At 65.4% G+C, this 24,063-nt stretch carries 27 protein-coding genes and 1 pseudogene; 17 read left to right on the forward strand and 11 right to left on the reverse strand.

Going from position 1 to position 24,063, the window contains the following annotated elements; translation table 11 throughout:
- Positions 1 to 108 precede the first annotated feature (108 nt).
- Entirely contained in the window at positions 109 to 1,368 is a 1,260-nt protein-coding gene (sbmA, locus tag EN786_RS26950) for a peptide antibiotic transporter SbmA (RefSeq protein ID WP_127284886.1), read from the forward strand.
- Between the two features lie 25 nt (positions 1,369 to 1,393).
- Here sbmA and EN786_RS26955 read toward each other — a convergent pair whose 3' ends face one another.
- Entirely contained in the window at positions 1,394 to 2,395 is a 1,002-nt protein-coding gene (locus tag EN786_RS26955; protein ID WP_127284885.1) for a polysaccharide deacetylase family protein, read from the reverse strand.
- Positions 2,396 to 2,598: 203 nt separating this feature from the next.
- On the opposite strand from EN786_RS26955, the gene EN786_RS26960 reads away from it, so the two are divergent.
- Positions 2,599 to 3,264: a tetratricopeptide repeat protein gene (locus tag EN786_RS26960; protein WP_127310244.1), complete on the forward strand. Its 666-nt coding sequence runs from the start codon at positions 2,599 to 2,601 to the stop codon at positions 3,262 to 3,264.
- A gap of 6 nt (positions 3,265 to 3,270) precedes the next feature.
- Positions 3,271 to 4,698: a ribosome biogenesis GTPase Der gene (der, locus tag EN786_RS26965; protein ID WP_127310245.1), complete on the forward strand. Its 1,428-nt coding sequence runs from the start codon at positions 3,271 to 3,273 to the stop codon at positions 4,696 to 4,698.
- 231 nt (positions 4,699 to 4,929) lie between these two features.
- Here the strand turns inward: der and EN786_RS26970 are convergent, their stop codons facing one another.
- Positions 4,930 to 5,850, reverse strand: coding sequence for a LysR substrate-binding domain-containing protein (locus EN786_RS26970; RefSeq protein WP_127310246.1), 921 nt, complete (start codon positions 5,848 to 5,850; stop codon positions 4,930 to 4,932).
- Between the two features lie 117 nt (positions 5,851 to 5,967).
- Between EN786_RS26970 and EN786_RS38735 the strand changes: the two genes are divergently transcribed.
- The 8 genes from EN786_RS38735 (at position 5,968) to EN786_RS27005 (ending at position 11,478) form a co-directional block, all read left to right on the forward strand.
- Positions 5,968 to 6,267, forward strand: coding sequence for a hypothetical protein (locus EN786_RS38735; RefSeq protein WP_245478261.1), 300 nt, complete (start codon positions 5,968 to 5,970; stop codon positions 6,265 to 6,267).
- Positions 6,201 to 7,235 carry an MFS transporter gene (locus EN786_RS26975; RefSeq protein ID WP_245478262.1) on the forward strand — a complete coding sequence of 345 codons (1,035 nt, stop codon included), beginning with the start codon at positions 6,201 to 6,203 and terminating at the stop codon, positions 7,233 to 7,235. Before EN786_RS38735 ends, EN786_RS26975 begins: the two co-directional genes overlap by 67 nt.
- Before the next feature lie 121 nt (positions 7,236 to 7,356).
- Positions 7,357 to 8,541: a cell wall hydrolase gene (locus tag EN786_RS26980; RefSeq protein ID WP_127310247.1), complete on the forward strand. Its 1,185-nt coding sequence runs from the start codon at positions 7,357 to 7,359 to the stop codon at positions 8,539 to 8,541.
- A gap of 266 nt (positions 8,542 to 8,807) precedes the next feature.
- On the forward strand, positions 8,808 to 9,200 hold the full coding sequence (locus EN786_RS26985; protein WP_127284879.1) for an AtpZ/AtpI family protein: 393 nt from the start codon (positions 8,808 to 8,810) through the stop codon (positions 9,198 to 9,200).
- Positions 9,201 to 9,265: 65 nt separating this feature from the next.
- Entirely contained in the window at positions 9,266 to 10,024 is a 759-nt protein-coding gene (locus tag EN786_RS26990) for a F0F1 ATP synthase subunit A (RefSeq protein ID WP_127284233.1), read from the forward strand.
- 67 nt (positions 10,025 to 10,091) lie between these two features.
- Positions 10,092 to 10,316 (forward strand): F0F1 ATP synthase subunit C, encoded by a 225-nt coding sequence (locus EN786_RS26995; RefSeq protein WP_006206606.1) that lies wholly within the window; start codon positions 10,092 to 10,094, stop codon positions 10,314 to 10,316.
- A gap of 63 nt (positions 10,317 to 10,379) precedes the next feature.
- Entirely contained in the window at positions 10,380 to 10,976 is a 597-nt protein-coding gene (locus tag EN786_RS27000; protein WP_127284234.1) for a F0F1 ATP synthase subunit B, read from the forward strand.
- A gap of 10 nt (positions 10,977 to 10,986) precedes the next feature.
- Positions 10,987 to 11,478, forward strand: coding sequence for a F0F1 ATP synthase subunit B (locus EN786_RS27005; protein ID WP_127284235.1), 492 nt, complete (start codon positions 10,987 to 10,989; stop codon positions 11,476 to 11,478).
- Positions 11,479 to 11,698: 220 nt separating this feature from the next.
- Here the strand turns inward: EN786_RS27005 and EN786_RS27010 are convergent, their stop codons facing one another.
- Together EN786_RS27010 and EN786_RS27015 are read right to left on the reverse strand one after the other, a co-directional pair.
- Positions 11,699 to 12,394 carry a ribonuclease HII gene (locus EN786_RS27010; RefSeq protein ID WP_127284236.1) on the reverse strand — a complete coding sequence of 232 codons (696 nt, stop codon included), beginning with the start codon at positions 12,392 to 12,394 and terminating at the stop codon, positions 11,699 to 11,701.
- Between the two features lie 148 nt (positions 12,395 to 12,542).
- Positions 12,543 to 13,697 (reverse strand): PA0069 family radical SAM protein, encoded by a 1,155-nt coding sequence (locus EN786_RS27015; RefSeq protein WP_127284237.1) that lies wholly within the window; start codon positions 13,695 to 13,697, stop codon positions 12,543 to 12,545.
- A 150-nt stretch (positions 13,698 to 13,847) separates the two neighbouring features.
- Here EN786_RS27015 and EN786_RS27020 point away from each other — a divergent pair, with 150 nt between their 5' ends.
- Positions 13,848 to 14,351 (forward strand): glycosyltransferase, encoded by a 504-nt coding sequence (locus tag EN786_RS27020; RefSeq protein ID WP_135909065.1) that lies wholly within the window; start codon positions 13,848 to 13,850, stop codon positions 14,349 to 14,351.
- A 30-nt stretch (positions 14,352 to 14,381) separates the two neighbouring features.
- A pseudogene (locus tag EN786_RS27025) lies at positions 14,382 to 14,762 on the forward strand (hypothetical protein); the annotation flags it as partial.
- Positions 14,763 to 14,784: 22 nt separating this feature from the next.
- On the opposite strand, the gene moaB reads toward EN786_RS27025, so the two are convergent.
- The 6 genes from moaB to EN786_RS27055 form a co-directional block, all read right to left on the reverse strand.
- Entirely contained in the window at positions 14,785 to 15,336 is a 552-nt protein-coding gene (gene moaB, locus EN786_RS27030) for a molybdenum cofactor biosynthesis protein B (RefSeq protein WP_127284238.1), read from the reverse strand.
- Positions 15,323 to 16,219, reverse strand: a complete 897-nt coding sequence (locus tag EN786_RS27035; RefSeq protein ID WP_127312114.1) for a 4-(cytidine 5'-diphospho)-2-C-methyl-D-erythritol kinase — start codon at positions 16,217 to 16,219, stop codon at positions 15,323 to 15,325. Before EN786_RS27035 ends, moaB begins: the two co-directional genes overlap by 14 nt.
- Before the next feature lie 26 nt (positions 16,220 to 16,245).
- Positions 16,246 to 16,431, reverse strand: coding sequence for a hypothetical protein (locus tag EN786_RS27040; RefSeq protein WP_127284240.1), 186 nt, complete (start codon positions 16,429 to 16,431; stop codon positions 16,246 to 16,248).
- Between the two features lie 83 nt (positions 16,432 to 16,514).
- Positions 16,515 to 17,372 carry a S49 family peptidase gene (locus EN786_RS27045; RefSeq protein ID WP_127284241.1) on the reverse strand — a complete coding sequence of 286 codons (858 nt, stop codon included), beginning with the start codon at positions 17,370 to 17,372 and terminating at the stop codon, positions 16,515 to 16,517.
- 108 nt (positions 17,373 to 17,480) lie between these two features.
- Positions 17,481 to 18,284, reverse strand: a complete 804-nt coding sequence (locus EN786_RS27050; protein ID WP_127284242.1) for a tRNA1(Val) (adenine(37)-N6)-methyltransferase — start codon at positions 18,282 to 18,284, stop codon at positions 17,481 to 17,483.
- Positions 18,281 to 18,505 carry a DUF2007 domain-containing protein gene (locus EN786_RS27055; RefSeq protein ID WP_127259063.1) on the reverse strand — a complete coding sequence of 75 codons (225 nt, stop codon included), beginning with the start codon at positions 18,503 to 18,505 and terminating at the stop codon, positions 18,281 to 18,283. Before EN786_RS27055 ends, EN786_RS27050 begins: the two co-directional genes overlap by 4 nt.
- Before the next feature lie 162 nt (positions 18,506 to 18,667).
- Between EN786_RS27055 and EN786_RS27060 the strand changes: the two genes are divergently transcribed.
- The 3 genes from EN786_RS27060 (at position 18,668) to EN786_RS27075 (ending at position 23,161) form a co-directional block, all read left to right on the forward strand.
- Entirely contained in the window at positions 18,668 to 19,684 is a 1,017-nt protein-coding gene (locus EN786_RS27060) for a polyprenyl synthetase family protein (protein ID WP_127284243.1), read from the forward strand.
- A gap of 314 nt (positions 19,685 to 19,998) precedes the next feature.
- Positions 19,999 to 21,768 carry a tetratricopeptide repeat protein gene (locus EN786_RS27065; RefSeq protein ID WP_127284244.1) on the forward strand — a complete coding sequence of 590 codons (1,770 nt, stop codon included), beginning with the start codon at positions 19,999 to 20,001 and terminating at the stop codon, positions 21,766 to 21,768.
- Between the two features lie 448 nt (positions 21,769 to 22,216).
- On the forward strand, positions 22,217 to 23,161 hold the full coding sequence (locus EN786_RS27075; protein ID WP_127284245.1) for a glycine--tRNA ligase subunit alpha: 945 nt from the start codon (positions 22,217 to 22,219) through the stop codon (positions 23,159 to 23,161).
- Between the two features lie 48 nt (positions 23,162 to 23,209).
- Here the strand turns inward: EN786_RS27075 and EN786_RS27080 are convergent, their stop codons facing one another.
- A complete protein-coding gene (locus EN786_RS27080; RefSeq protein ID WP_127284246.1) occupies positions 23,210 to 23,389 on the reverse strand; it encodes a hypothetical protein in 180 nt (59 codons plus the stop codon).
- 308 nt (positions 23,390 to 23,697) lie between these two features.
- Between EN786_RS27080 and EN786_RS27085 the strand changes: the two genes are divergently transcribed.
- The gene (locus EN786_RS27085) at positions 23,698 to 24,045 is read left to right on the forward strand and encodes a DUF559 domain-containing protein (protein ID WP_245494516.1); all 348 of its coding nucleotides are present in this window, start codon (positions 23,698 to 23,700) and stop codon (positions 24,043 to 24,045) included.
- Positions 24,046 to 24,063: the final 18 nt, after the last annotated feature.

Here is a 24,063-nt window from a genome sequence, read left to right on the forward strand (position 1 = left end):
CGGTGCCGGGCATTGGGCACGGGCATTTTCTTTCCACCTAATGTGTGACCTTATGCCCGCCGAGCAGCAATACCGCCGATCAGCGATTCGACCGAGGAACCCGCCACAGTGTTCGTATCCTTCTTCCCGCAGCCGAAGCTCTTCTTCACCTCGGCCGCCGTCTGGAGCCTTGCCGCGATCCTGTTCTGGTTCTTCGGTGGTGAGCAACTGGGCGCCTTGATCGGCCTGCCGCCTGCAGCCGCCGGCGCGCCGCCGATCATCGGCATCGCCGTGCTGTGGTCGAAGCCGTTCCTGTGGTTCTATCTCTATTTCGTTTTCTGTGTGGCCGCCTTCTACGCGTTCTGGGCCTGGTATTCGCCGCATCCCTGGCAGAACTGGTCGATCCTGATGACGGCCGTCATCCTGTTCTTCATCTATTTCAACGTTCAGGTCAGCGTCGCCGTCAACGCCTGGTACGGTCCGTTCTTCGACTATGTGCAGGGCCTGATGTCGGGCACGGGAAAGTCGACCGACAGCGAGTTCTACCTAGGATTGGCCGACTTCTCGTGGCTGGCGCTGGTCGGCATGAATGTGCAGGTCGTCAACGCTTTCATCGTCAGTCACTGGATCTTCCGCTGGCGCACGGCGATGAACGACTATTTCGTGGCGAACTGGGGCCGGTTGCGGCATATCGAAGGTGCCTCGCAGCGCATCCAGGAAGACACGATGCGCTTCTCGCAGATCATGGAGGATCTGGGTTCCAGCTTCGTCCAGTCGATCATGACGCTGATCGCCTTCCTGCCGGTCATGATCCAGCTGCAGGCCCATATCACCGAGTTGCCGATCGTCGGAGCGGTCCCTCAGCCGCTGGTTGTCGCAGCACTTGCCTGGTGTCTGTTCGGCACGATTTCGGTGATGGTCGCGGGCCTGAAGCTGCCGGGATTGCAGTTCCGCAACCAGCGCGTCGAGGCCGCCTATCGCAAGGAACTGGTCTACGGTGAGGATCATGCCGACAGGGCACAGCCGGCGACCACCGCCGAGCTCTTCGCCAATGTCCGTCAAAATTACTTCAGGCTCTATTTCCACTACATCTATTTCAATGTCGTCCGTTACACCTACCTGCAGGCCGACAACATCTTCTCGCTGCTGATCCTCGGCCCCTCGCTGGTGGCGCACAAGATCACCTTCGGCGCGCTGAACCAGATCTCGAACGCCTTCGGCAAGGTCACGGGATCGCTGCAGTTCCTGCTCACCTCATGGTCGACCATCGTCGAACTGCAGTCAGTGCATAAGCGCCTGCGCGCCTTCGAGGCGACGCTGCAGGGCGAGCCGCTGCCGGATATCGACCAGCGCTATCTGGCAAGGCAAAGCGCGGAGGATCCGGCCTGACAGTTCGGGCAGGGCGCGAGGCGGCTCAGCCGCCGACCGTTGCCTGCCGCTCGCCGGCGCGCTGGCGCCCGACATAATCGCGAAAACTGATGCATTCGACCTGCCGCATGACGCAGACTTCGCCGGCAAAGCGCTCCAGCGCGTCCCAGTAGGCGCCGCCGTTCATCTGAGTGAAATGGAAGCCGAGCTCCAGCGGGATGCGCTTGCCCTGGTACTGCCTGTCGAAGGCGGCGCGGAAGGCGCGGTAGCTCCGCTCCGTGAACTCCGCCGCCATGCTCGGCTTCTCGAAGCCGCCGGAATGGCGGACATAGAGATTGTAGTCCATCGCGATTACCGGCCTCGACTTCGGCCCTTCCGGAATCTGCGGCAGCGAAAAGCGCGTAGTGCCGCCTCTCTCCGGCGGCAGGGCAGGGCCTTTCGAGACGCCACTGGCGTCATACTCAAAGCCCGCCTGCGGCAGCGCCTCGTAAAGCGCCTTGTTCGCCGACAAGTACGGCGCGCGAAAACCGGTCACGGCATGTCGTGCTAAATCATGCCAGCCGGCCGGCTCCGGCGCGATGCCGTTGATCGAATAGGCGTTTTCCAGAATGTGCTTGAAGGCGGCGAATTCGGCGAGCCAGTCGGCCTTGCTCCAGCCCTTGCCGTCGAAATGGCCGCAGCCATGGCTGGCGATGTCATGGCCTTCCGAGGCGGCCAGGTTGATCTGCTCCAGCCGCTCCGCCACCTCCTGTTTCGACGCGGCAAAGCCGATGTTCGATTTGCCGGCGCTCTTTCCCGGCCCCGTGTAGTCCTTGCGCGTTTCCGGCGACAGCAGGAAGACGCAGGACAGAAAATAGGTGAAATGCGAGCCGGTGCGTTCGGCCAAGGCGCGGCTGCGCCGCCATTGCGAGATTTCGCGGGCGCTGTCGAAGGAGATGATGACGATCTGCTTCGGCTTGGCCGGCGGCGCCGGCGGGTCGGCGAGCGCCGGGCCGGCGAGGGCGAGGGCGACAAGACTGGACGCAGCAACGAGGAATGGACGGGGCATCGGCAAGGGTCTGGGCATTGGGACGGTCGGCGACCGGCTAGCGGCGAAATGTGGCGTGGGTGCGGTCGGCGGGCGGGGCGCTCCTTGCGGGGTCCGATCCTCTATCCGCCGATTTTCCGGGCGGCCCCCTTCCATGCCGACAAAATTTCGCTAAAACGCGGGCTCAAGAAGCGCCCCGTGCGGGGCAGCAATGGTTTTGATTGATGTCCGACGACAGTTTTATCCGCGAAGTCAACGAAGAGATTCGTCGCGAACAGGCGCAGGCGCTGTGGGACCGTTTTGGTCCGGCGCTGCTTGGCCTTGCCATCCTGATCGTGCTCGGCACCGCCGCCGTCGTCGGCTACCGCTATTGGGACGAGAGCCGCGCCAACCGCTCGGGCGACGCTTTCTCGCAGGCGCTGAAGCTTGCCAATGACGGCAAGAGCGACGAGGCGCTCACCGCCCTCGATCAGCTCCAGAAGGACGGCTACGGCGCCTATCCGCTGCTCGCCCGCATGCGCGCCGCGACGGTCAAGGCCGACAAGGGTGACGTCGCCGCCGCCGTCAAGGATTTCGACGACGTCGCGGCCGACAACGCCATCCCGCAGGGTATTCGCGACATGGCGCGTCTGAGGGCAGCGCTGCTGCTCGTCGACAGCGGCTCTTTCGCAGACGTGTCCAGCCGCGTCGAGGCGCTCACCGCCGACACCAACAAGCTGCGCCACACCGCGCGCGAGGCACTCGGCCTTGCCGCCTGGAAGGAAGGCAAGACCGCGGACGCGCTCAAACTGTTCGACCAGATCGCTTCGGATGACGGCGCCCCGCGCAATGCGCGCCAGCGGGCGACCTTGATGTCCGAGCTGATCCGCGGGTCGGGCAACGCGTCGTGACCCCGGATGGGCTTCAAAGTCGCCATCATCGGCCGGCCTAACGTCGGCAAATCGACTCTTTTCAATCGGCTGGTCGGAAAGAAGCTGGCGCTCGTCGACGACACGCCGGGCGTCACCCGCGATCGCCGCGTCCACGCCGCCAAGCTCTACGATCTTTTCTTCGACGTCATAGACACCGCCGGCTTCGAGGACGCGGCCGCCTCGACGCTGCCCGGCCGCATGCGCCAGCAGACCGAGATCGCCATCCGCGAGGCCGACCTGATCTTCTTCACCATCGACGCCAAGTCCGGCCTGCTGCCCGACGACCGCACCTTCGCCGAGGTCGTGCGCAAGTCCGGCAAGCCGGTGGTGCTGGTCGCCAACAAGGCGGAGGCTCGCGGCGCGCAAGGCGGCATGCTGGAGGCCTGGGAGCTTGGCCTCGGCGAGCCGATCCCGGTCTCGGCCGAGCATGGCCAGGGTATGCCCGACCTGCGCGACGCGGTGATCGCCGCGCTCGGCGAGGAACGCGCCTTCGGCGAGGACGAGCAGGACGATGCGGAGATCGCCGCCAGCGAGGTGCTGATCGGCGAGGACATCACCGACCCCGATGCCGAGCCCGTTTATGACGACACCAAGCCGATGCGCATCGCCGTCGTCGGCCGCCCCAACGCCGGCAAGTCGACGCTGATCAACGCGCTGATCGGCGAAGAGCGCCTGCTGACCGGGCCGGAAGCCGGCATCACCCGCGATTCGATCTCGGTCGACTGGGACTGGCGCGGCCGCCGGATAAAACTGTTCGACACCGCCGGCATGCGGCGCAAGGCCAAGGTCCAGGAGAAGCTCGAGAAGCTCTCGGTGCAGGACGGCCTGCGCGCCATCCGCTTTGCCGAGATCGTCATCATCGTGCTCGATGCCACCATCCCGTTCGAGAAGCAGGACCTGCAGATCGCCGACCTGATCATCCGCGAGGGTCGCGCGCCGGTCATCGCCTTCAACAAGTGGGACCTGATCGACAATCCGCAGGAATTGCTGGCGGAACTGCGCGAGAAGACCGAGCGGCTCTTGCCGCAGGTGCGCGGCATCCAGGCGGTGACGGTGTCGGCCGAGACCGGGCGCGGCCTCGACAAATTGATGGATAGCGTCATCAAGACGCACAAGGTGTGGAACAGCCGCGTCTCGACCGGCAAGCTCAACCGCTGGCTGGAAGGCATCCTTGCGCATCACCCGCCGCCCGCCGTCGCCGGCCGCCGGCTGAAGATCAAATATGTCACCCAGGCCAAGACGCGCCCGCCGGGCTTCGTCGTCTCCTGCTCGCGGCCGGACGCGATGCCGCAATCCTACGTCCGCTATCTCTCGAACAGCCTGCGCGAGGCCTTCGACATGCCCGGCGTGCCGATCCGCATGGCGCTGCGCACCTCGGACAACCCGTTTGCGGGCAGGGCGAAGAAGCGCTGAGGCCTTGGAGTCGGCAGCGCGTCCCTGCGGTCGCCATCCACGGGGCGGAGCAAGGAGCGAGGCGACGCGGCGCAGACCCGAGGATCCACGCCGTGACTTAGACGCGCTGCGGTGCAGAGTTCTGCTCCGTTGCACACCTCGGTCGATGGAACGGCATGGATCCTAGGGTCTACGCTCCGCTTCGCGTCGCTGTCCCTAGGATGACGAAGTCGATAGGCTTCGGCCAAGAAGCTAGGCGACTTTCAGCAGGCTCTCTTTCGTCTCGGCGCTTTCGGGCAGCGCCTCCACTGCCGCCTGCAGTAATATCTCCGCCAGCCGCGCCGCGACCGGGTCGAGCTCAGCGTCCTTCTGGTGCAGCACCAGCGCCATCTTCGGCAGGGCAGGGAGCCCGAGCGTCCCGGACGCCATCGCCCTGACATTGGCGGGCAGGCCGATATCGTTGCGGATCGTCAGCCCGAGACCGGCCGCCACCGCCGCCCAGATGCCGCCGAGACTGGGACTGGAGAAGGCCATCCGCCATGACAGGCCGGCGCGGTCGAGGGTTTCGGTCGCCACCGTGCGCAGCAGGCAGGGCGCCTCCAGCGCCACCAGCGGCAGGGCCTCGCCGCCGGGCGCGCCTAGCTCGATCGGCTTTGCCGGCCCGACCCAGCGCATCTGCACGTCGGCGACGTGCCGGCTGTAGGGCAGGCTCGCGCCATTGTGCCAGGCGAGCGCAATGTCGAGGCTGCCCTGGGTGATCCGCTCGGCGAGCTCGTGGCTGCGCGCGATCCGCGCCTCGATCCGGACCTTGGGATGGCCGCGGGCGAAGCGGCCGAGCACCTCCGGCAGCACCGCCTCGCCGAAATCCTCCTGCAGTCCGAGCCGCACCCAGCCTTCCAGCTCGACGTCGTGAATGGCGGCGGCCGTCTCGTCGTTGAGTTCGAGCAGCCGGCGTGCATAGCCGAGCATGGTCTCGCCGGCCTCGGTCAGCGCCAGCCCGCGCCCGGACTTGCGGAAGATCGGCGTCGCCGCCTGTTCTTCTAGCTTTTTCAGCTGTGCGCTGACGGCCGAGGTCGAACGGCCGAGCCTCTCGGCGGCCTTGGCGAAGCTGCCCAGCTCCATCCCGGTGACGAATGTCCTGAGAACGTCGAGGTCGAATGTGACGCGTCGCATGAGTATTGTCCCGAATTTCAGGATCGTTTGTCAAAAACTTCCTGATTTTATGGACAAAGCTACGGCGCTACATCACGCTCGTCAAGCCGGTCAGCCGGCCGCCACGGGAATGGAACCATGTCCACCATCGTCACACGCACCGATTGCGCGCCGCCTGCCAAAGCCGTTTCCGGCACTGCCGGCCGAACCTTCGGACCCAACCATCGCTGGAAGGTGCTGGGCATCGGAGTTGCCGCCAATGCCGGGTTCTCGGCGACCTTCTCCGGCGTGCCGGCCACCGCAGTGGTGATGCGCCAGGGTTATCAGCTCGACAATGCATCGCTCGGCCTCGCGCTCGGCCTTCTTGGTGCGTGGCGCTCAGCGAACTGCCCTGGGGCGTGCTCACCGATCGCTGGGGCGACCGCCGCGTGCTGTTGACCGGGCTCGGCGCGACGGCGGCCTGGCTGTTCGTCATGGCTTTGCTCGTCGTGCCGACAAAGGGTGCCATCCCCGGCGTCACTCTGCTCTCGGCAAGTCTGCTCGTCGCCGGCCTGCTCGGCGGCAGCGTCAACGGCTCCAGCGGCCGCGCCATCATGGGATGGTTCCGCGAGGGCGAGCGCGGTTTCGCCATGAGCATCAGGCAGACGGCGGTGCCGCTCGGCGGCGGCATCGGCGCGCTCGTCCTCCCCTCGCTTGCCCTGGGCTTCGGCTTTGCCGCCGTCTTCGGCCTGCTGGCGGCCGTTTCCGCCCTCTCGGCCGTCCTTGCCTGGCGCTGGCTGCACGAACCGCCGGCGGAAGGAGGCGGTCATGTCGCCGCGACGGCCGGTCCGGCGTCGCTGCACAATCTCGAGGTCTGGCGCATCTCGAGCGCCATCGGCCTGCTTTGCTTCCCGCAGGTGGCGGTGCTCACCTTCGCCTCGGTGTTATTGCACGATTTCGTAGGGCTGGGGACATTGGCGACCAGCGCGAGCCTCGCCGCCGTGCAGACCGGCGCCATGGTCATGCGCGTCTGGAGCGGCCGCTTCACCGACCGTCACGGCAACCGCCGCCCGTTCCTCAGGCTGTGCAGCGCGCTGAGCGCGCTGGCCTTCGCCGTGCTCTGGCTGCTGGTCGTCACGGCCGCAGGCCGGCCGGCCCTCATGGCGGCGCTTCCCGTCATGCTGGTCGTCGCGGGCATCGCGGTCTCCGCCTGGCACGGCGTCGCCTACACCGAGCTTGCCACGCTTGCCGGCCCCGGCCATGTCGGCACCGCGCTCAGCCTCGCCAACAGTTTCGTCTTCGTCGGCTTCTGCCTGGTGCCGATCGCCATTCCCGGGCTCCTGCACCTCTGGGCATGGCCCGGCGTCTGGCTGGCGGCGGCCGGCTGCGCGCTGATCGCCTGGCCGATCTTCCTGCGGCCAGCCTGATTCAGGGGCCGTCCCGATTCAGGCCAACATCAAAAAACACGATCGATGGCGTTAACGCCCCATCAAGGTTAATGCATCATTTTGGCTCTCCAGAGGGTCAGTTGCGTTTCTGGAGAGTTCCGTGCATCGACGTGTCTTGAAGCGGCTGGTCGCCGCCGCCGGTGAGAGAAAACGTTCCTTCCTGTCTCCGTTCGTTATTGGCCTTGGCATCTGGGTCGGCTTTCCGTCGGTCGTCGCCTATCAGGACATGACCAGCCTCGTTTCCGGCCTTGAGACGTCGAACGCCCGCTGGAACGCCTATGTCGAAAAGTCCGTCGCGGGCTCGGTCCACAACGCCGAGATGCCGTTCGTCGATTCCACCTCCACCGGCTCGATCTCCGGCTCCGGCGTGCAACTGCCGGGCGTCGGCACGGTCGCCTTTCGCGGCAAGGGCAATGTGGCCGGCACGACGCCCGACGAGGACCGCATCGTGCGCGCCGACAAGAAGGGCCGCATCGTTCAGGTCTCGCCGGTGGCGCCACCAAAGGCCTTCAACGCCGGCTCAATCTTCGAACGCACATCCTCGCTGCTTCGCCCGAGCATGGACAGCGGCCTGAAGCTCGCCTTCGCCAAGCCCGGCATCAAGGGCAAGGAGATCCAGATCGCCCAGGCGTTCCACATCCGCGAGGACAAGAAGCCGGATCCCGGCGTGCCGGCCATGCTGGCGGCGCTCGTCAACAACGACAAGCCGGACGTGCTGGCCACCGCCTATGCCCAGGCCGAGCCCGACTATGCCAAGGCCTCGCCCTTCGAGGCGCTGCTGCAGGACGAGGAGCCGAACAACGGCCGCTTCATCCCGCCGATGGCCACGGGCGATCACTGGTGGATCCAGAACCCGCTACCGGCCAGCGTCTTCTCCAAGCCGGAGCAGGCCTGCCTTGCCAACGGCATCTATTTCGAGGCGCGCAGCGAATCCGTGCGCGGCCAGGCCGCCGTCGCCCAGGTGATCCTCAACCGCGTGCGCAACCCGGCCTATCCGAAGTCGATCTGCGGCGTCGTCTACCAGAACGACAACTGGCTGAACCGCTGCCAGTTCTCCTTCGCCTGCGACGGCCGCAAGAAGCGCGTCACCGATCCCGCCGCCTACAAGACCGCGCAGGACGTCGCCATGGCGGTGACAGCCGGCAAGATCTTCATTCCGGAAGTCGGCTCGTCGACCCACTACTATGCCAATTACGTGCATCCGGGCTGGGCGCGCACGATGAAGCGAATGACCAAGATCGGCCTGCATATCTTCTACCGCACCTATGGTGGCGGCTGGAGCTGAGGCTGTTTCGCCGGGACCGTCCGGGCGGTCCGGATGGCTCCGGACGCCGGCAACCGGGGAGCCTTGGTTGCAAGGATTCGCCGGGCGCTTGCCCCCAAGCGCGACGGGCACGATGTCGCACCTCTTTAAGCTATTGATTTTAAAACAAAAAATACATGGGTTTGAAGTTCGGCCCGTGGCTTGACGGGCGCGGACCCTCTAACTATGTTGCCGGCGACTTTAGAAGCGGACGGACGCTAGCGGTCTGACCGGGCAGGGGGGTTGCGATGGCCGACACGAACGGGCCAGACGGAACCGGAGAAACCGGCCGCGGCAAGCAGCGCGAAGCCGACATCCGCGACGACGATCTTGAGCGCCGCCGGCGTGATCTTGAAGCATCGCTTGCGACAAGACGGCCGGACCGGCTCGAGGGGAAAGACGACGCGAAAGCAGTGACCGGATACGGTCAGGCACTCAAGCTGTCCAGCGAGTTCATCGCAGGTATAGTGGTCGGTGTCGCGATCGGCTGGATCATCGACCGGCTGGCGGGAATATCGCCATGGGGTCTGATCGTCGGCCTGCTGCTGGGATTTGGCGCCGGCGTCCTCAATGTCCTGCGTTCGGCGGGGCTAGTGGCGCAATTCGGACAGGGCGGCACGCCGCGCGATCCGGAGGAATGAAGTGGCGCCGTCCTGGCGCTGGGTAAGACACTGAAGCCGCTCGCGGCTTTGACGGGGATGTAAAAGTGGCTGCTGACAAGGTCGATCCGATCCACCAGTTCCATATCGTCAAGCTGATTCCGATCAACATCGGCGGCTACGACCTGTCCTTCACCAATTCCGCCTTGTTCATGGTCGCGACCGTCGCGGTCGCATCGGCCTTCCTCTACCTCACCACTGCCAGCCGCAGCCTCGTTCCCGGCCGCCTGCAGTCGGTCTCGGAAATGGCCTACGAGTTCGTCTCCAACATGCTGCGGGACTCGGCGGGAACGCAGGGGCTGAAGTTCTTCCCCTTCGTCTTTTCGCTGTTCATGTTCGTGCTGGTCGCCAACCTGCTCGGCCTGTTCCCCTATTTCTTCACCGTCACCAGCCACATCATCGTCACCTTCGGTCTCGCCGCGCTGGTCATCGGAACCGTCGTCGTCTACGGCTTCGGCAAGCATGGCCTCGGCTTCCTCAAGCTGTTCGTGCCGCATGGCGTGCCGGTCTTCCTGCTGCCGCTGGTGGTGCTGATCGAGGTGATCTCCTTCGTGTCGCGCCCGGTCAGCCTCTCGGTTCGTCTGTTCGCCAACATGCTGGCCGGCCACATCACGCTGAAAGTGTTCTCCGGCTTCGTCGTCAGCCTGAGCGCGCTGGGCGCCGTCGGCATCGCCGGCTCGGTGCTGCCGCTTGCCATGGCCGTCGCGCTGACTGCGCTGGAACTGCTGGTCGCCTTCCTGCAGGCCTACGTCTTTGCCGTGCTGACCTGCATGTATCTGAACGACGCCCTGCATCCCGGGCACTGATTACGAGGTTCCGGCATTCGTCGCCGGATGGAATTGCAACGGAATTACAGATCCAAAGGAGTTTGAAATGGACGCAGAAGCAGCAAAGTACATCGGCGCCGGCATCGCTTGCCTGGGCATGGGTGGCGCGGGCATCGGCCTCGGCAACATCTTCGGCAGCTACCTGGCGGGCGCGCTGCGCAACCCGTCGGCTGCTGATGGCCAGTTCGGCCGCCTGATCTTCGGCTTCGCCGTGACCGAAGCTCTGGGCATCTTCTCCCTTCTCATCGCGCTTCTGGCCCTGTTCGGCTGAGCACTGGGAAGATTGGACAGGCAGGCCGCGATCAGCGGCTGGCCTGATATCAGGGGATAGTCCATGTTCGTGACATCTGCCTTTGCAGAAGAGTCAGCGCCGGCCGCCGAAGGCGCCGCCGGTGCGGGAGCCGAAACGCATGCCGGCACCGAGGTGCCCGGCGAGGCGCACGGCACGTTCCCGCCATTCGATCCGGCGACGTTCCCGTCGCAGTTGCTGTGGCTGGCGATCACCTTCGGGCTGTTCTACCTGTTCCTGAAGCGGGTGGTGATGCCGCGCCTTGGTGGCATCATCGACGTCCGCAACGACCGCATCACGCAGGACCTCGACCATGCCGCCCGGCTGAAGGGCGAGGCTGACGCCGCCGTTGCTGCTTACGAGCAGGAACTGGCCGAAGCCAAGTCGAGAGCCAATGCGATCGGCCAGCAGGCCGGCGATGCCGCCAAGGCCGAGGCCGACGCCGCCCGCAAGAAGGTCGAGGCGGAGCTCGACAAGAAGCTCGGCGCGGCCGAGGCCAGCATCGCGTCGATCAAGGCTAACGCCATGAAGGAAGTCGGCACCATCGCCGAGGACACCGCTTCGGCCATCGTCGAGGCGCTTGTCGGCGGCAAGGCCAGCAAGGCCGAGATCGCGGCAGCGGTCAAATCCGTGGCCCGGTGAGGAGCGCATCATGGACGCTACATCTCTCGCAACGCTCTGGGCCACGGTCGCCCTGATCATCTTTCTTGGCGTTGCCGTCTACATCAAGGTGCCCGGCCTGATCGCCAAGGGCCTCGACGCGCGCGCCGCCAAGATAAGCAACGAGCTTGAAGAAGCCCGCCGACTGCGCGAAGAGGCCCAGCAGTTGCTCGGCCAGTACCAGAAGAAGCGCAAGGAAGCCGAGCAGGAGGCCGCCGACATCGTCGCCGCCGCCAAGCGCGAGGCCGAACTGCTCGCCGCCGAGGCGCACAAGAAGACCGAGGACTACGTGACGCGCCGCACCGCGCTCGCCGAGCAGAAGATCGGCCAGGCCGAGCGCGAGGCAGTTGCGGAAGTGCGTGCCAGCGCCGTCGACGTCGCCGTCGAGGCCGCCCGCGCGCTGCTTGCCGCCAAGGTCGACGCCAAGGCCGGCGCGGACTTCTTCAAGTCGGCGCTGCAGGAAGTGAAGGCCAAGCTGAACTAGGCTGGTATGTCCTATCTAGCATGAAGCCGCCTGGGGCAACCCGGCGGCTTTTTTGTTTGAGCGGAGATAATCTCCCCCCTTGAGGGGGAGATGTCGCCAAAGGCGACAGAGGGGGTCGGTTCGACTGGGCTCGACTTTCTTGCGGACGACAGATGGCGTTGGAGCTTCACGCGAAGCGACCCCCTCTGCCTGCCGGCCATCTCCCCCTCAAGGGGGGAGATTATTCCAAGCCGACGAAGCTCTCTTCCTCAACCACCTCGACGCCGCCCAAGCGAAACGGCGCGAATGACGCCCGGTGCAACCTTGCCACCGGGCCGTGCGCTTCGATCGCGGTGCGGTGGCGGACCGTTGCGTAGCCCATATGCACCTCGAAGCCGTAGCGCTCGTGGTGACCGCCGCAGCCGCACATCATGCGGTCGCGCATCACCTTGGCGACGATCGAGGCGGCGGCGATCGACTGCGAGCGCTGGTCGCCCTTGATCAGCGCGCGTCCTTCGCAAGCGAGACCGGGCGGCACGTCGCGGCCGTCGGCCAGTGCCAGCTTCGGCCGCAGCGACAGGCCTGCGACGGCACGGCGCATCGCTTCGAGGCTGGCCTTCAATATGTTGCTGCCATCGATGCCTTCGGCGCTGATCGAGGCCATCGACACGCCGAGCGCCGAGCCCAGGATCCTGGCGAACAGCGCTTCACGCTGCAGATGGGTGAGGCGCTTGGAATCGTCGAGCCCCTCGGGAATGTTGGCGGGGTTGAGCACCACCGCCGCCGCGACGACCGGACCGGCGAGCGGTCCGCGCCCGGCCTCGTCCATTCCCGCCACCGGCCACAATCCGTCGGCCATCGCCTTCGTCTCGATGGAGAAATCGGGTTTCTCGACGATTTCGAAGAGAAGCGGAGAATCGGAACGCGCGCGAGCCATGGTGCGGCGAGGTTCGCATCGGCTCCGATTCTCCGCAAGTCCCTCCGGGTCGGGTGGGGCGCGGACCGGGAGGGCACCGTCTCGAGGCCGGGGGACAGGCCGGACGGGATTCTTCTCGCGCCAGCCGGCGGTGGCCGGCGCGAGACCTTCAAAGCAGCATCAACTGCTCGGTGGCGTTGGCTGCGGCGACGAACTGGTCGGTCCTGAGCTGCCGCCGCTCGGCGTTGAGCCCGAGCCGCTTGGCGGTGATCTCGAAACGGCGGCCGATCTGCCAGGCATAGGGTCCGGCGCCCTTCATGCGCTTGCCCCATTCCGAATCGTAGTCCTTGCCGTCGCGCATCGAACGGATCAGCGACATCACGTGCCGGTAGCGGTCCGGATAATGGCGCAACAGCCAGTCCTTGAAGATCGGCGCCACCTCCAGCGGCAGCCGCAGCACGACATAGCCCGCTTCGCGCGCGCCGGCGGCGCGTGCCGAATCGAGGATGCGCTCCATCTCCGGATCGGTCAGGCCGGGGATGATCGGCGCGACCATGACGGAGGCCGGAATGCCGGCGTCGGAGAGCTGCCGGATCGCCTCCAGCCGCTTGGTCGGCGTCGACGCGCGCGGTTCCATGGTTCTCGCCAGCATGCGGTCGAGCGTCGTCACCGACAACGCCACCTTGGCAAGTCCGCGTTCGGCCATGCGCGACAGGATGTCGATGTCGCGCGTCACCAGCGCCGACTTGGTGACGATGCCGACCGGATGGCCGCGCGCCTCCAGCACTTCGAGGATCTCGCGCATGATCCGGTACTGCTTCTCGATCGGCTGGTAGGGATCGGTGTTGGTGCCGATGGCGATGGTGCGCGGCTGGTAGCCGGACTTCGACAGTTCCTTGTCGAGCATGCGCGCCGCATCAGGCTTGGCGAACAGCTTCGATTCGAAATCGAGTCCCGGCGACAGGCCCATGAAGGAATGCGTCGGCCTGGCAAAGCAGTAGACGCAGCCATGCTCGCAACCGCGATAGGGGTTGATCGAACGATCGAAGGAGATGTCGGGCGACTCGTTGCGCGTGATGATGGTGCGCGGCCTCTCGACCTGCACCTCGGTCTTGAACGGCGGCAGTTCCTCCAGCGAATTCCAGCCGTCGTCGAACACATGCCGGCTGACCGGCTCGAAGCGGCCGGACGGATTAATGCCGGCGGAACGGCCGCGATTGCGGTCGGGCCGCACGCGCATGCCGCTCTGCTCGATCATCGCATTCGCCATCTCGGCTCTCCCGGCTCCGAAGGCTGCAATGTCGGCACGCACGATCTGTTCCATTTTCGCCCTTTCCCAAGGACTGTCAGCAGGCTGTCGAATCGCTCTGTTCATGAAACTATTCCTATTTTCTCGATGAGAACAAAGCAAGAACTTTTTGTGCCGCGATGCAAAAACTGGCGCATGGCGCGGCTTTCCGCTATTCGGCTGGCAATGCTCACCGTTCTCATCGAAACCCTGAATGACGAAGAGGGCCTTGCCCGCACGCTCGCCTCGCTGATCGGCGGCGCGGTCGAAGGCGTGGTGCGCGACGTCGTCGTCTGCGACACCGGCTCGACCGACCAGACGCACCGCGTTGCCGACCATGCCGGCTGCCACTATGTCGCCGGCGGCATCGCCGCCGGTATCCGGCAGGCAAAGGGCGACTGGCTGCTGTTGCTGGAGCCCGGCGCGCGGCTGTCGGACGGCTGGATCGACGAGGTCGTGGCCCACACGGCGAAGGCCACCATGCCGGCGCGTTTTTCTCGCGCGCGCGGCAGCCGCGCGCCGTTCCTGGCCAGGGTCTTTTCCGGCAACCGGGCGCTGGCCGAGGGGCTGGTCATCAGCAAGCGCCAGGCCACGGCGCTCGCCAAAAGCGCCCGCAGCGCCGAAGCCATCGCGCGCGGCCTGGCAACGAAAAGACTCGACGCGGAGATTTGGGTCGCGCCGCCGATGTGATTTTTCCCGCGTTTTTGGGGGAGAAGGAGCGCCGACAAGAACCTTGCCTCGCTCGGCAAGTACCATTTCGATCTCGACGACTGGCGGATGCTGAAATTCTTCTCCTACCTGAAGCCCTGCGATGCCGGCACCGGCCCGCATGTCTATGTGCGCGGCAGCCACAAACGCCGCAGCCTAAAGCACCAACTTACGCTGCTTGTCGAGCATCCGGCGGATGAGGTGCTGAAGGTCTATGGCGACGACAGCCCGGTCACGCTCACGGGTGAAGCAGGGCTCGGCTTCGTCGAGGATCCGTTCGGCTTCGACATGGGCACGGTGCCTTCGCGCACGCCGCGGCTGATGATGGAAGTCGGCTTCGGCGTCTCGCGCCCCTCGCGCCGGCGCTTCCACGGCGAGCCGGTCATCCGCTGAAGCGGCGACGCCCGTCAGGCGGTCACCCGGCCTTGCCGCGTTTCAGGTGCTCGTCCAGGCGCGGCATGATCTCGACGAAGTTGCAGGGCATGTGACGGTAGTCGAGCTGCGCCTTGATGATGCCGTCCCAGGCGTCCTTGCAGGCGCCGGGCGAGCCGGGCAGTACGAAGACGAAGGTGGCGTTGACGACGCCGCCGGTCGCCCGGCTCTGGATCGTTGAGGTGCCGATCTTGTCGTAGGAGATGCGGTGGAACACTTCGGAAAAGCCGTCCATGCGCTTTTCGAAGATCGGTTCCAGCGCTTCCGGCGTCACGTCGCGGCCGGTGAAGCCGGTGCCGCCCGTGGTGATGACGACATCGACGCCTTCGTCCTTCGACCAGCCGAGCACCTTGTCGCGGATATTCTCCCGGTCGTCGGTGACGATGTCGCGCGCGGCGAGGATGTGGCCGGCCTCCGCGATGCGGTCGGCCAGCGTCTGCCCGGATTTGTCGTCGGCGAGGCTGCGCGTATCCGAAACCGTCAGCACCGCGATGCGCACGGGGATGAAGGGGCGGCTCTCGTCAATCTTGGCCATGGGCGTCGGCCTCCATGCTTCGCGTCGCGGCGACGAACCAGTCGGGATGGCGGCGCCTTATTTCGAGCGCCGCGCGCTTGGCGACATTGCCGGTCTCGAACAGGCCGAAGCAGGTGGCGCCGGAACCCGACATGCGGGCAAAGCCGGCGTCGGCCTTCCTCAGCGCCTTGAGCGCTTCGCCGATTGCCGGCTGGATGGCGCGGGCGGCGGGCTCGAGGTCGTTGCGCGTCGCCTCCAGCCAGTTGCGGATGGTATGGAAATCGAGCTTGCCGGGCAGCGGCGGCAGCGCCTCGTTGTCGCGGCTGGCCAGCGCCTTGAAAACCTCCGGCGTGGAAACCGCGATGCCCGGATTGACCAGCACCAGGGCGAGCGCGGGAAAGCCTTCGACCGCGGAAATCTCGTCGCCGACGCCGCGCGCGATCAGCGGCCTTGCCGCTAGGCACATCGGCACATCTGCTCCAAGCGACAGGCCGATCCGCGCCAGCTCGGCATCGTCGATGTCGAGCTGCCATGTCTGGACCAGTCCGCGCAGCACGGCGGCGGCATCGCTGGAGCCGCCGCCGACGCCGGAGGCGACCGGCAGGTTCTTTTCCAGATTGATGGCAACAGGTTGCGTGGCAAGCGATCCCGCTTCGCGGCGCAGTGCCTCGCGCGCCTTCACCACCAGATTGCTGTCGTCCGCTGGAACCGCAGGGGCGTATTTGCCTGAGATGGACAACCGGTCGGTCTCGGCCGGCTCGATCTCGACCCGGTCGCCGAAGCGGGTGAAGACGGCGAGGCTTTCAAGCAGATGATAGCCGTCGGCGCGCCTGCCGGTGACATGCAGCGCAAGGTTGATCTTGGCAGGGGCAAGCCACGTGCCGGCTTGCGTCCCGGCATCCAACGCTTCGGTTGCTGACGAGATGGCGTTCAGTCCTTGGCCAGCCGGTATTCGCCGGTCTTCGGGTCCTTGACCAGCGTCCCCATGGTGCCGTTTGCCGCCTGTTTCTCGGTACGCCGGATCTTGGCCGTCACGCGCTCGGCTTCGCGGATGAAGGCGCGATAGCCGAAATAGGCGGCGGCGCCGATAACGACGAAGAAAATGATCTGCGGCATCCCAAAACTCCTCCCTCGAATAGGCGGCGAATGCGGCCGGTCGGGTCGGTCAAGCGGATATGCTAGACGCTTTCACCGTTTTTTCAAAGCCCGAAGCGCGCCCACAGCGCGCGCTCTTCCGCCGCATCGACGACGCCGCTGGCTGCGGCGGCCGCGATGTCGGGCGCCGAAAAGCGCGAGCCGAACAGGCCGAAGCGGCCGAACAGGCCGCGCGGCGCGGTGATCAGCTTCAGCTGGGTCTTCGCCCCGAAGCGGGTCTTCAGAACGCCCCGCATGTCGCCCAGCGCGTCGACGAGGCCGAGCTCGAGACCCTTCTTGGCGGTCCAGAACAGGCCGGTGAACAGGTCAGGATCGTCCTTCAGCCTGGTGCCGCGCCGCTCCTTGACGAGGTCGATGAAGGTCTCATGCACTTCAAGCTGCAGCGCCTTCAGCCGCTCGACATCTTCCTTCTTCTCCGGCTTGAACGGGTCCAGCACCGCCTTGTTCTGGCCGGCGGTGTGGACACGCCGCTCGATGCCGATCTTTTTCATCAGCTCGGGAAAACCGAACGAGGCGGAGACGACGCCGATCGAGCCGACGATCGAGGACGGATCGGCAAAGATCTCGTCGCCGGCGACCGCGATCATGTAGCCGCCGGAGGCCGCCACGTCCTCGACGAACACTAGCACCTTCTTGTTCTTCTCCACCGCGAGGTCGCGGATACGCTTGAAGATCAGCCGTGACTGCACCGGCGAGCCGCCTGGCGAATTGATGGAGATGGCGACGACGGGCGCCTCGAAGGAGAACGCCTTCTCGATGAGGCCGGCGGTGGACGCCAGCGACAGGCTCGGCCGGAACTGGCCGCCGCCGGCCATGATCGTGCCGTGCAGGCGGATGACCGGAACCACGACGACGGTGGAGCGCCAGGACTTCGGCAGCAGGCGGTTCAAGAGGCGTTTCACGAGGTCGGGGTCTCCGGTCACTGAAAAAGCAGCAAGATGAGGCCTCATCTTGCTGTGGGCATGTAGGAATTCGCCGGCCAACGGCAATGCCGCATGGCCGGCCGATGATCAATCGCCGAAAAGCGACGCCAGTCCGTTGTTGATCATCTCGGTCCGCTCGGCTGGCCCGTTGCCTGTCTCGGCGTGCAGCATCAGCGGCGGGCGGATCGACAGTTTTCCGCGCGCGCCGAGCGTCGCCCTGACGACGATCCGGATTGCCGCCGCCTCGGGACGGGGGTGGACGGCGAGCATCTCGGTATCGCCGAAGCGGCCGTCGATCGCATCGAGCAGGGCGCCCAGCTGCTCGGGCCTGGCGATGACGGCGAGCCCGCCGCGTGGCTTCGCCACCGCGGCGGCGCTTCTGATCCAGCTTTCGAACAGCCCGTCCTCCATCACATGCGCCTGCTTGCGCAACTGATCCGGCGTGGCGCGGTCCTCAGCGGCGTTGAAGGGCGGGTTCATGATGACGAAGTCGAAACTGTTGTCGGCAAGGCCGGCCTCGCCGCGCGCCTTGCCCGTCAGCGTGACATCGGCCGTCAGCACCGAGGCGCGGTCGCCGAGATGCGCGTTGCCGGGATGGGCGAGCGTGGCATGCGCGAATCCGGCCATTTCCGGCGAGCGTTCGACCAGCACAACCCGCGCCGCCGGACAGCGCGACAGCACCGCAAGCCCCGCGGCGCCCGCGCCGGCGCCGAAATCGGCCAGCCGTCCGCCAAAGGGAGAGGGCACGGCGGCGGCCAGCATCATGGCGTCCATGCCGGCGCGGTGGCCGGCGGCCCGAGGCTGCACCAGCCAGAAACGCCCGCGATGGAAGGCATCGACCGTATGGGCCGGTGTGTCCGGGACAAGGGCTGCGGGCGACGCGGACGTCATTTCCGGCGGATCTCGTTGGCGATGCCGGCATCGGTCAATATGCGCCGCGCCGCGTCCGCCTTGTCGGCGTCGACCATGACGCGCCGCGGCAGGATGCCGATCGAGCCGTCGAGCACGCTCATGTTCTCATCGGCGACGAAACAGGCGATGCCGGCGTCGCGCATCAGCGATTCGACGAAGGAGATGATCACGGCATCGTTGGTACGGATGAGCTCTATCATGGAATGAAAATCGCAGGTTGCGCCGTTCCTGTAAACGTGGGCGTTCACGCCGCCGGCCGCAACCGCGCCAATTCGCCTCTTGCCGTGCCGGTGGATGCCGCCCTAGAGTCTGCTTCGGGACTAGGTGCCGTCGTGCGCTTGGAATAGACGGGAGTGTCTGTGGTGGGTGTCGTTCTCAACATCGAAAACGGGAAGCGGGAACCCGCCTCCATCAAGGATCTGATCGATCTGACGGCCGCCGACATGGGCCGCGTCAACAAGCTGATCCTGTCCAAGGCCGGCTCCGACGTCGAGATGATCCCCGAGGTCGCCAACCATCTGATCTCGTCCGGCGGCAAGCGATTGCGGCCGATGCTGACGCTCGCCGCCGCCCAGATGTTCGGCTATTCCGGCGACGGTCATGTCAAGCTCGCCACTTCGGTCGAGTTCATGCACACGGCAACGCTGCTGCACGACGATGTCGTCGACGAGAGCGGCATGCGCCGCGGCAAGAAGACGGCGCGCATGATCTGGGGCAACCAGGCCAGCGTGCTGGTCGGCGACTTCCTGCTCGGCCAGGCCTTCCGCATGATGGTCGATGTCGGCTCGCTGGAAGCCCTCGACATCCTGTCCAGCGCCGCTTCCATCATCGCCGAGGGCGAGGTGATGCAGCTCGCCGCCGCCAAGAACCTGGAGACCACCGAGGACGAGCATTTCGCCGTCATCAAGGCCAAGACCGCCGCGCTGTTCTCGGCCGCCGCCGAGGTCGGCCCGGTCATCGCCCAGGCAACCCGCAACGACCGCGCCGCGCTGCGCTCCTACGGCATGAATCTCGGCCTTGCCTTCCAGCTCATCGACGACGCGCTCGACTATGGCGGCTCCAGCAAGGACCTCGGCAAGAATGTCGGCGACGATTTCCGCGAGGGCAAGGTGACGCTGCCGGTGATCCTCGCCTACAGGCGCGGCACCAAGGCCGAGCGCACCTTCTGGAAGCGCGCCATCGAGGACAACGTCACCGACGACGCCGGGCTCGAAAAGGCGATCGGCCTGATGACCCGCCACGGGGCGATTGCCGACACGATCGGCCGCGCCCGTCATTTCGGCGAGATCGCCAGGGATGCGCTGGCGCCGCTGGAGGCGACGCCGCAGAAATCGGCGCTGATCGACGTCATCGATTTCTGCATCGCCAGGGTGAACTGACAAGCGGCCGGCCGCAGAGCGCCGGAGCCCTCGGGCATCCCCCGAGAAGCTGCCAGCACCCGCCCATGGACCGCCTGTGCAGCGAGGTCGCCGCAAGTTTCGTGGCGTCAGGGCATAGATCATGATGTCAGGGTGTAGTTGGCCGCGCGATCTGCTATTATCGTCTGCGGCCATTGTTCGTTAATCGGGTGACCCGATTGTGAATTCGGCCCGGATTGAAGCCTGACCCCAAAAAGGCCATGCTTTGTCGGGAAAAGACCGAGTCTGTGGCGGTCCCATCGACTTGGGGATTGCGTCTGGCTGAAAGGGATACGATGCAAGGACGTGCGCGCTGGCTCGCGGGGCTGGCAATTGTGACGGGCATGGCGATCTCGGCTCTGCCGGCCCACGCCAAGCAAACCACCGAGCCGGTCAAGATCACCTCCTTCTCCGGCGCCTATCTTGCCGCGCGCATTGCAGAAGGCGACAACGATCTCGACAGCGCCATCGCCTATTACAAGCAGGCGCTGGCCTTTGCGCCCGGCGACACGGCGCTGCAGCAGAGCCTGATGCTGTCGCTGATCGCGCAGGGCCGCTTCGAGGAATCGCTCGTTTATGCCGACAAGCTCAGGGAAGTGCCCGATGTCGAGCGTTTCTCGCGCCTGGCGCTGGCCGTCGATTCCTTCCACAAGAAGGATTTCTCCAAGGCCGAGTACTGGCTGAAACTGTCGCTCGAATCCGATCTCGACCGGCTGCTGTCCGGCGTCATGAGCGGCTGGGCCAAGGAAGGCGCCGGCGAGCCCGCCGATGCCATGGCCGCCATCGACAAATTGCAGGGCCCCGACTGGTTCGGCCTGTTCAAGTCCTTCCACCGCGCGCTGATCGCCGATGCCGCCGGCATGTCCGAAAAGGCCGATCAGATCTACGCGGCGACGCTGCAGGACACCGCCGCCGGCGGTGCCGCGCCGGAGACATGGATGCGCAATGCGCAGGCCTACGCCTCCTTCCTCGCCCGCAAGGGCGACAAGGCCAAGGCGCTTTCGGTGCTCGACCAGGCCGAGGCGTTCGCGCCAGGCAAGCTGGAAATCACCACGCTGCGCGAAAAGATCAACAAGGGCGACAAGGTCGAGCCCTTGATCACCGGCCCGTCCGACGGCGCCTCCGAGATCCTGCTCGATCTCGCCACCGCGCTCAATCGCGGCGGCGGCGAGCCGTTCGTGCGCCTCTATCTGCAATATGCGCTGGCGCTGAAGCCCGACAGCGATGCCGCCCTGGTGCAACTCGCCGCAGTCGCCGAGCAGCTGAAGGACGGCGAGGGGGCAATCGCGCTCTATCGGCGCATTCCCGATTCCTCGCCGCTGAAGGAGCTTTCCGACCTGCAGCTCGGCCTCAACCTCGCCGATCTCGACCGCCATGACGAGGCGATCGCCCATCTGAAGGCGTTCGTCGACAAGCACCCGGACGATATGCGCGCCTATCTGGCGCTGGGTGGCGTCTACTCCTCCAAGGAGGACTTTCGCTCGGCCGCCAATCTCTACGACAAGGCCGTCGAGGTGCTGAAGACGCCAACGAATGCCAACTGGAACATCTTCTACCAGCGCGGCATCGCCTATGAGCGGCTGAAGGAATGGCCGAAGGCCGAACCGAACTTCCGCAAGGCGCTGGAGCTGTTCCCCGACCAGCCGCAGGTTCTGAACTATCTCGGCTATTCCTGGGTCGACATGAACTTGAACCTCAAGGAAGGCCTGGCGATGATCCAGAAGGCCGTCGACCTCAGGCCAAGCGACGGCTACATCGTCGATTCGCTGGGCTGGGCCTATTTCCGCATGGGCCGTTTCGAGGATGCGGTCCGCGAAATGGAGCGCGCGGTGTCGCTGAAGCCGGAAGACCCGGTGCTGAACGACCATCTCGGCGACGCCTACTGGCGCGTCGGCCGCAAGCTGGAAGCCACCTATCAGTGGAACCAGGCCCGCGACCTGAAGCCGGATCCCGACGTGCTTGCGACCTTGCAGCAGAAGCTGATCAAGGGTCTTCCGCCGATCGAATCCAACACGGCGCAGGAAACCCCGAAGGTCAAGCCGACCACGCCCGCGCCGAAGGGCTGAGCGGCACCGAAGCATGCTTTGAGCGGGGCTCTTCGGAGCCCCGCTTCTTTTGAGCTTAGCTTCTCGTCTCACGCAAGCTATCCCAATCGCCGGGCGCTTGGGCGACATTGGAAACGTCGGCGCCGCCCCTCATCCGCCTGCCGGCGCCTTCTCCCCGTATAGTGACGGGGAGAAGGGGGTGGCCGCGACGTCGGCACTCATTCTGCAACGTTGGCGGTTGGCGAAACCCGGCCGCGGTGGCGTCTTTCTCCCCGTCACTATACGGGGAGAAATGCCCGGTAGGGCAATGAGGGGCGGCGCGGACGGACGAGATATGATCAAAGCGTCTCGCATGAGGCGCGGGGGAACAGCCTGCGATAGACGAACCACCCAAAGTTCGCTTGCCTTGACGCTTGCCGGCCGTGCCTCTAGAGCGTGGTCCCCATCCAGCCGCTCCATCGAGGCCGCCGTGACCGTCGACATTCCCGCCCACATGCATCCCAGCCGCTCCTTCCAGGGGCTGATCCTGACCTTGCACAATTACTGGGCGAACTATGGCTGCGTCATCCTGCAGCCCTACGACATGGAGGTCGGCGCCGGCACCTTCCATCCGGCGACCACCTTGCGCGCGCTGGGTCCGAAGCGCTGGAACGCCGCCTATGTGCAGCCGTCGCGCCGGCCGAAGGACGGGCGCTATGGCGAGAACCCCAACCGGCTGCAGCACTATTACCAGTACCAGGTGATCCTGAAGCCGAACCCGCCCAACCTGCAGGAGCTCTATCTCGGCTCGCTGGAAGCCATCGGCGTCGATCCGCTGCTGCACGACATCCGCTTCGTCGAGGACGACTGGGAGAGCCCGACGCTGGGCGCCTGGGGGCTCGGCTGGGAGTGCTGGTGCGATGGAATGGAAGTGTCGCAGTTCACCTATTTCCAGCAGGTCTGCGGCATCGAATGCGCGCCGGTGGCGGGCGAGCTCACCTACGGGCTGGAACGGCTCGCCATGTATGTGCAGGGCGTCGACAATGTCTACGACTTGAACTTCAACGGCCGCGATGGCGCCGACAAGGTCACCTATGGCGACGTCTTCCTGCAGGCCGAGCAGGAATATTCGCGCCATAATTTCGAATTCGCCAACACCGCGATGCTTCTAAAGCATTTCGAGGACGCCGAGGCCGAGTGCAAGGCGCTGCTCGCGGCCGGCGCGCCCGGATCGAATGACGCGCCGGCGCGGCACCGCATGGTCCTGCCTGCCTATGACCAGTGCATCAAGGCCAGTCACGTCTTCAACCTGCTCGACGCGCGCGGCGTGATTTCGGTCACCGAGCGGCAGAGCTACATCCTCAAGGTGCGCAACCTTGCCAAGGCCTGCGGCGAGGCCTTCCTGCAGACCGAGGCGGGCGGGCTGGCGGCCTAAGGTGTCGATATTCAGGTGATGCCGGCCTGACCTGAATATCGAGACACCTTAGTTCAAGGTCCTTTCACCGATTGTGAGCGAAGCGATCGGCAACGAGCCCTGGCTGCTTGCGCCATCGATCGTCCGCAGCGCCTGCCGCACGCCCGGCATCGTGAACGTGCCATGCATCTGGGCGGCGAAGCAGGCGCTCAGTGCCAGGATCTGCAGGGTTCTCGATACCGTTTTCATGGTCGTTCAGCCAATAGGTCTCTGCCTGAGCGTTGGTCGCTTCAGCGCTGCGTTCGGTTCATTGGATTTCTGTTCTTAGGACGGGCGCGCCCGCCTGGTCCCGACAAAGACCTGATAATTTCCTGAAATCGGCCGCCCTGGCGGTCGGCGGGCAGGGGTGACAGCGGCGAGCCGAGTTGCTATGCCGCTCCTACCTCCCCCTTGATGGGGGAGGTCGCCGCGAAGCGGCGGGTGGGGGTGCTGCGCGATTCCCTATGCCAAAACTTGATCGGTTCAAGCTGCAGTCCGCGCGAAGGCTTCGCGCGGCCATGACCGAAGAAGAACGCACGCTCTGGCGGCATCTCTGGCGCATTCCGGTAGAGGGCACGCACTTTCGCCGACAAGCATCCGTAGGCGGCTACTACCCCGACTTCATCTCTCATCGGCTGAAGCTGATTGTCGAAGTGGACGGCTTCCATCACGGTTTTGACGACCAGCTGCGCCATGATGAGGTTCGAACACGATGGTTTGAAAGCCAAGGTTATCGCGTTGTCCGTTTCTGGAACCATGAGATAAAAAACGAACTGGATTCTGTCCTCGATACAATTTATGCGGCGGTGGAAGAACGGAAATCACACCTGCATCTGCGCGATGGTGCCGAAGGTATTGGCGGCTGAGAGGCCGCCACCCCGCCC

Source organism: Mesorhizobium sp. M4B.F.Ca.ET.143.01.1.1, from assembly GCF_004792275.1.
GTDB lineage: Bacteria > Pseudomonadota > Alphaproteobacteria > Rhizobiales > Rhizobiaceae > Mesorhizobium > Mesorhizobium abyssinicae.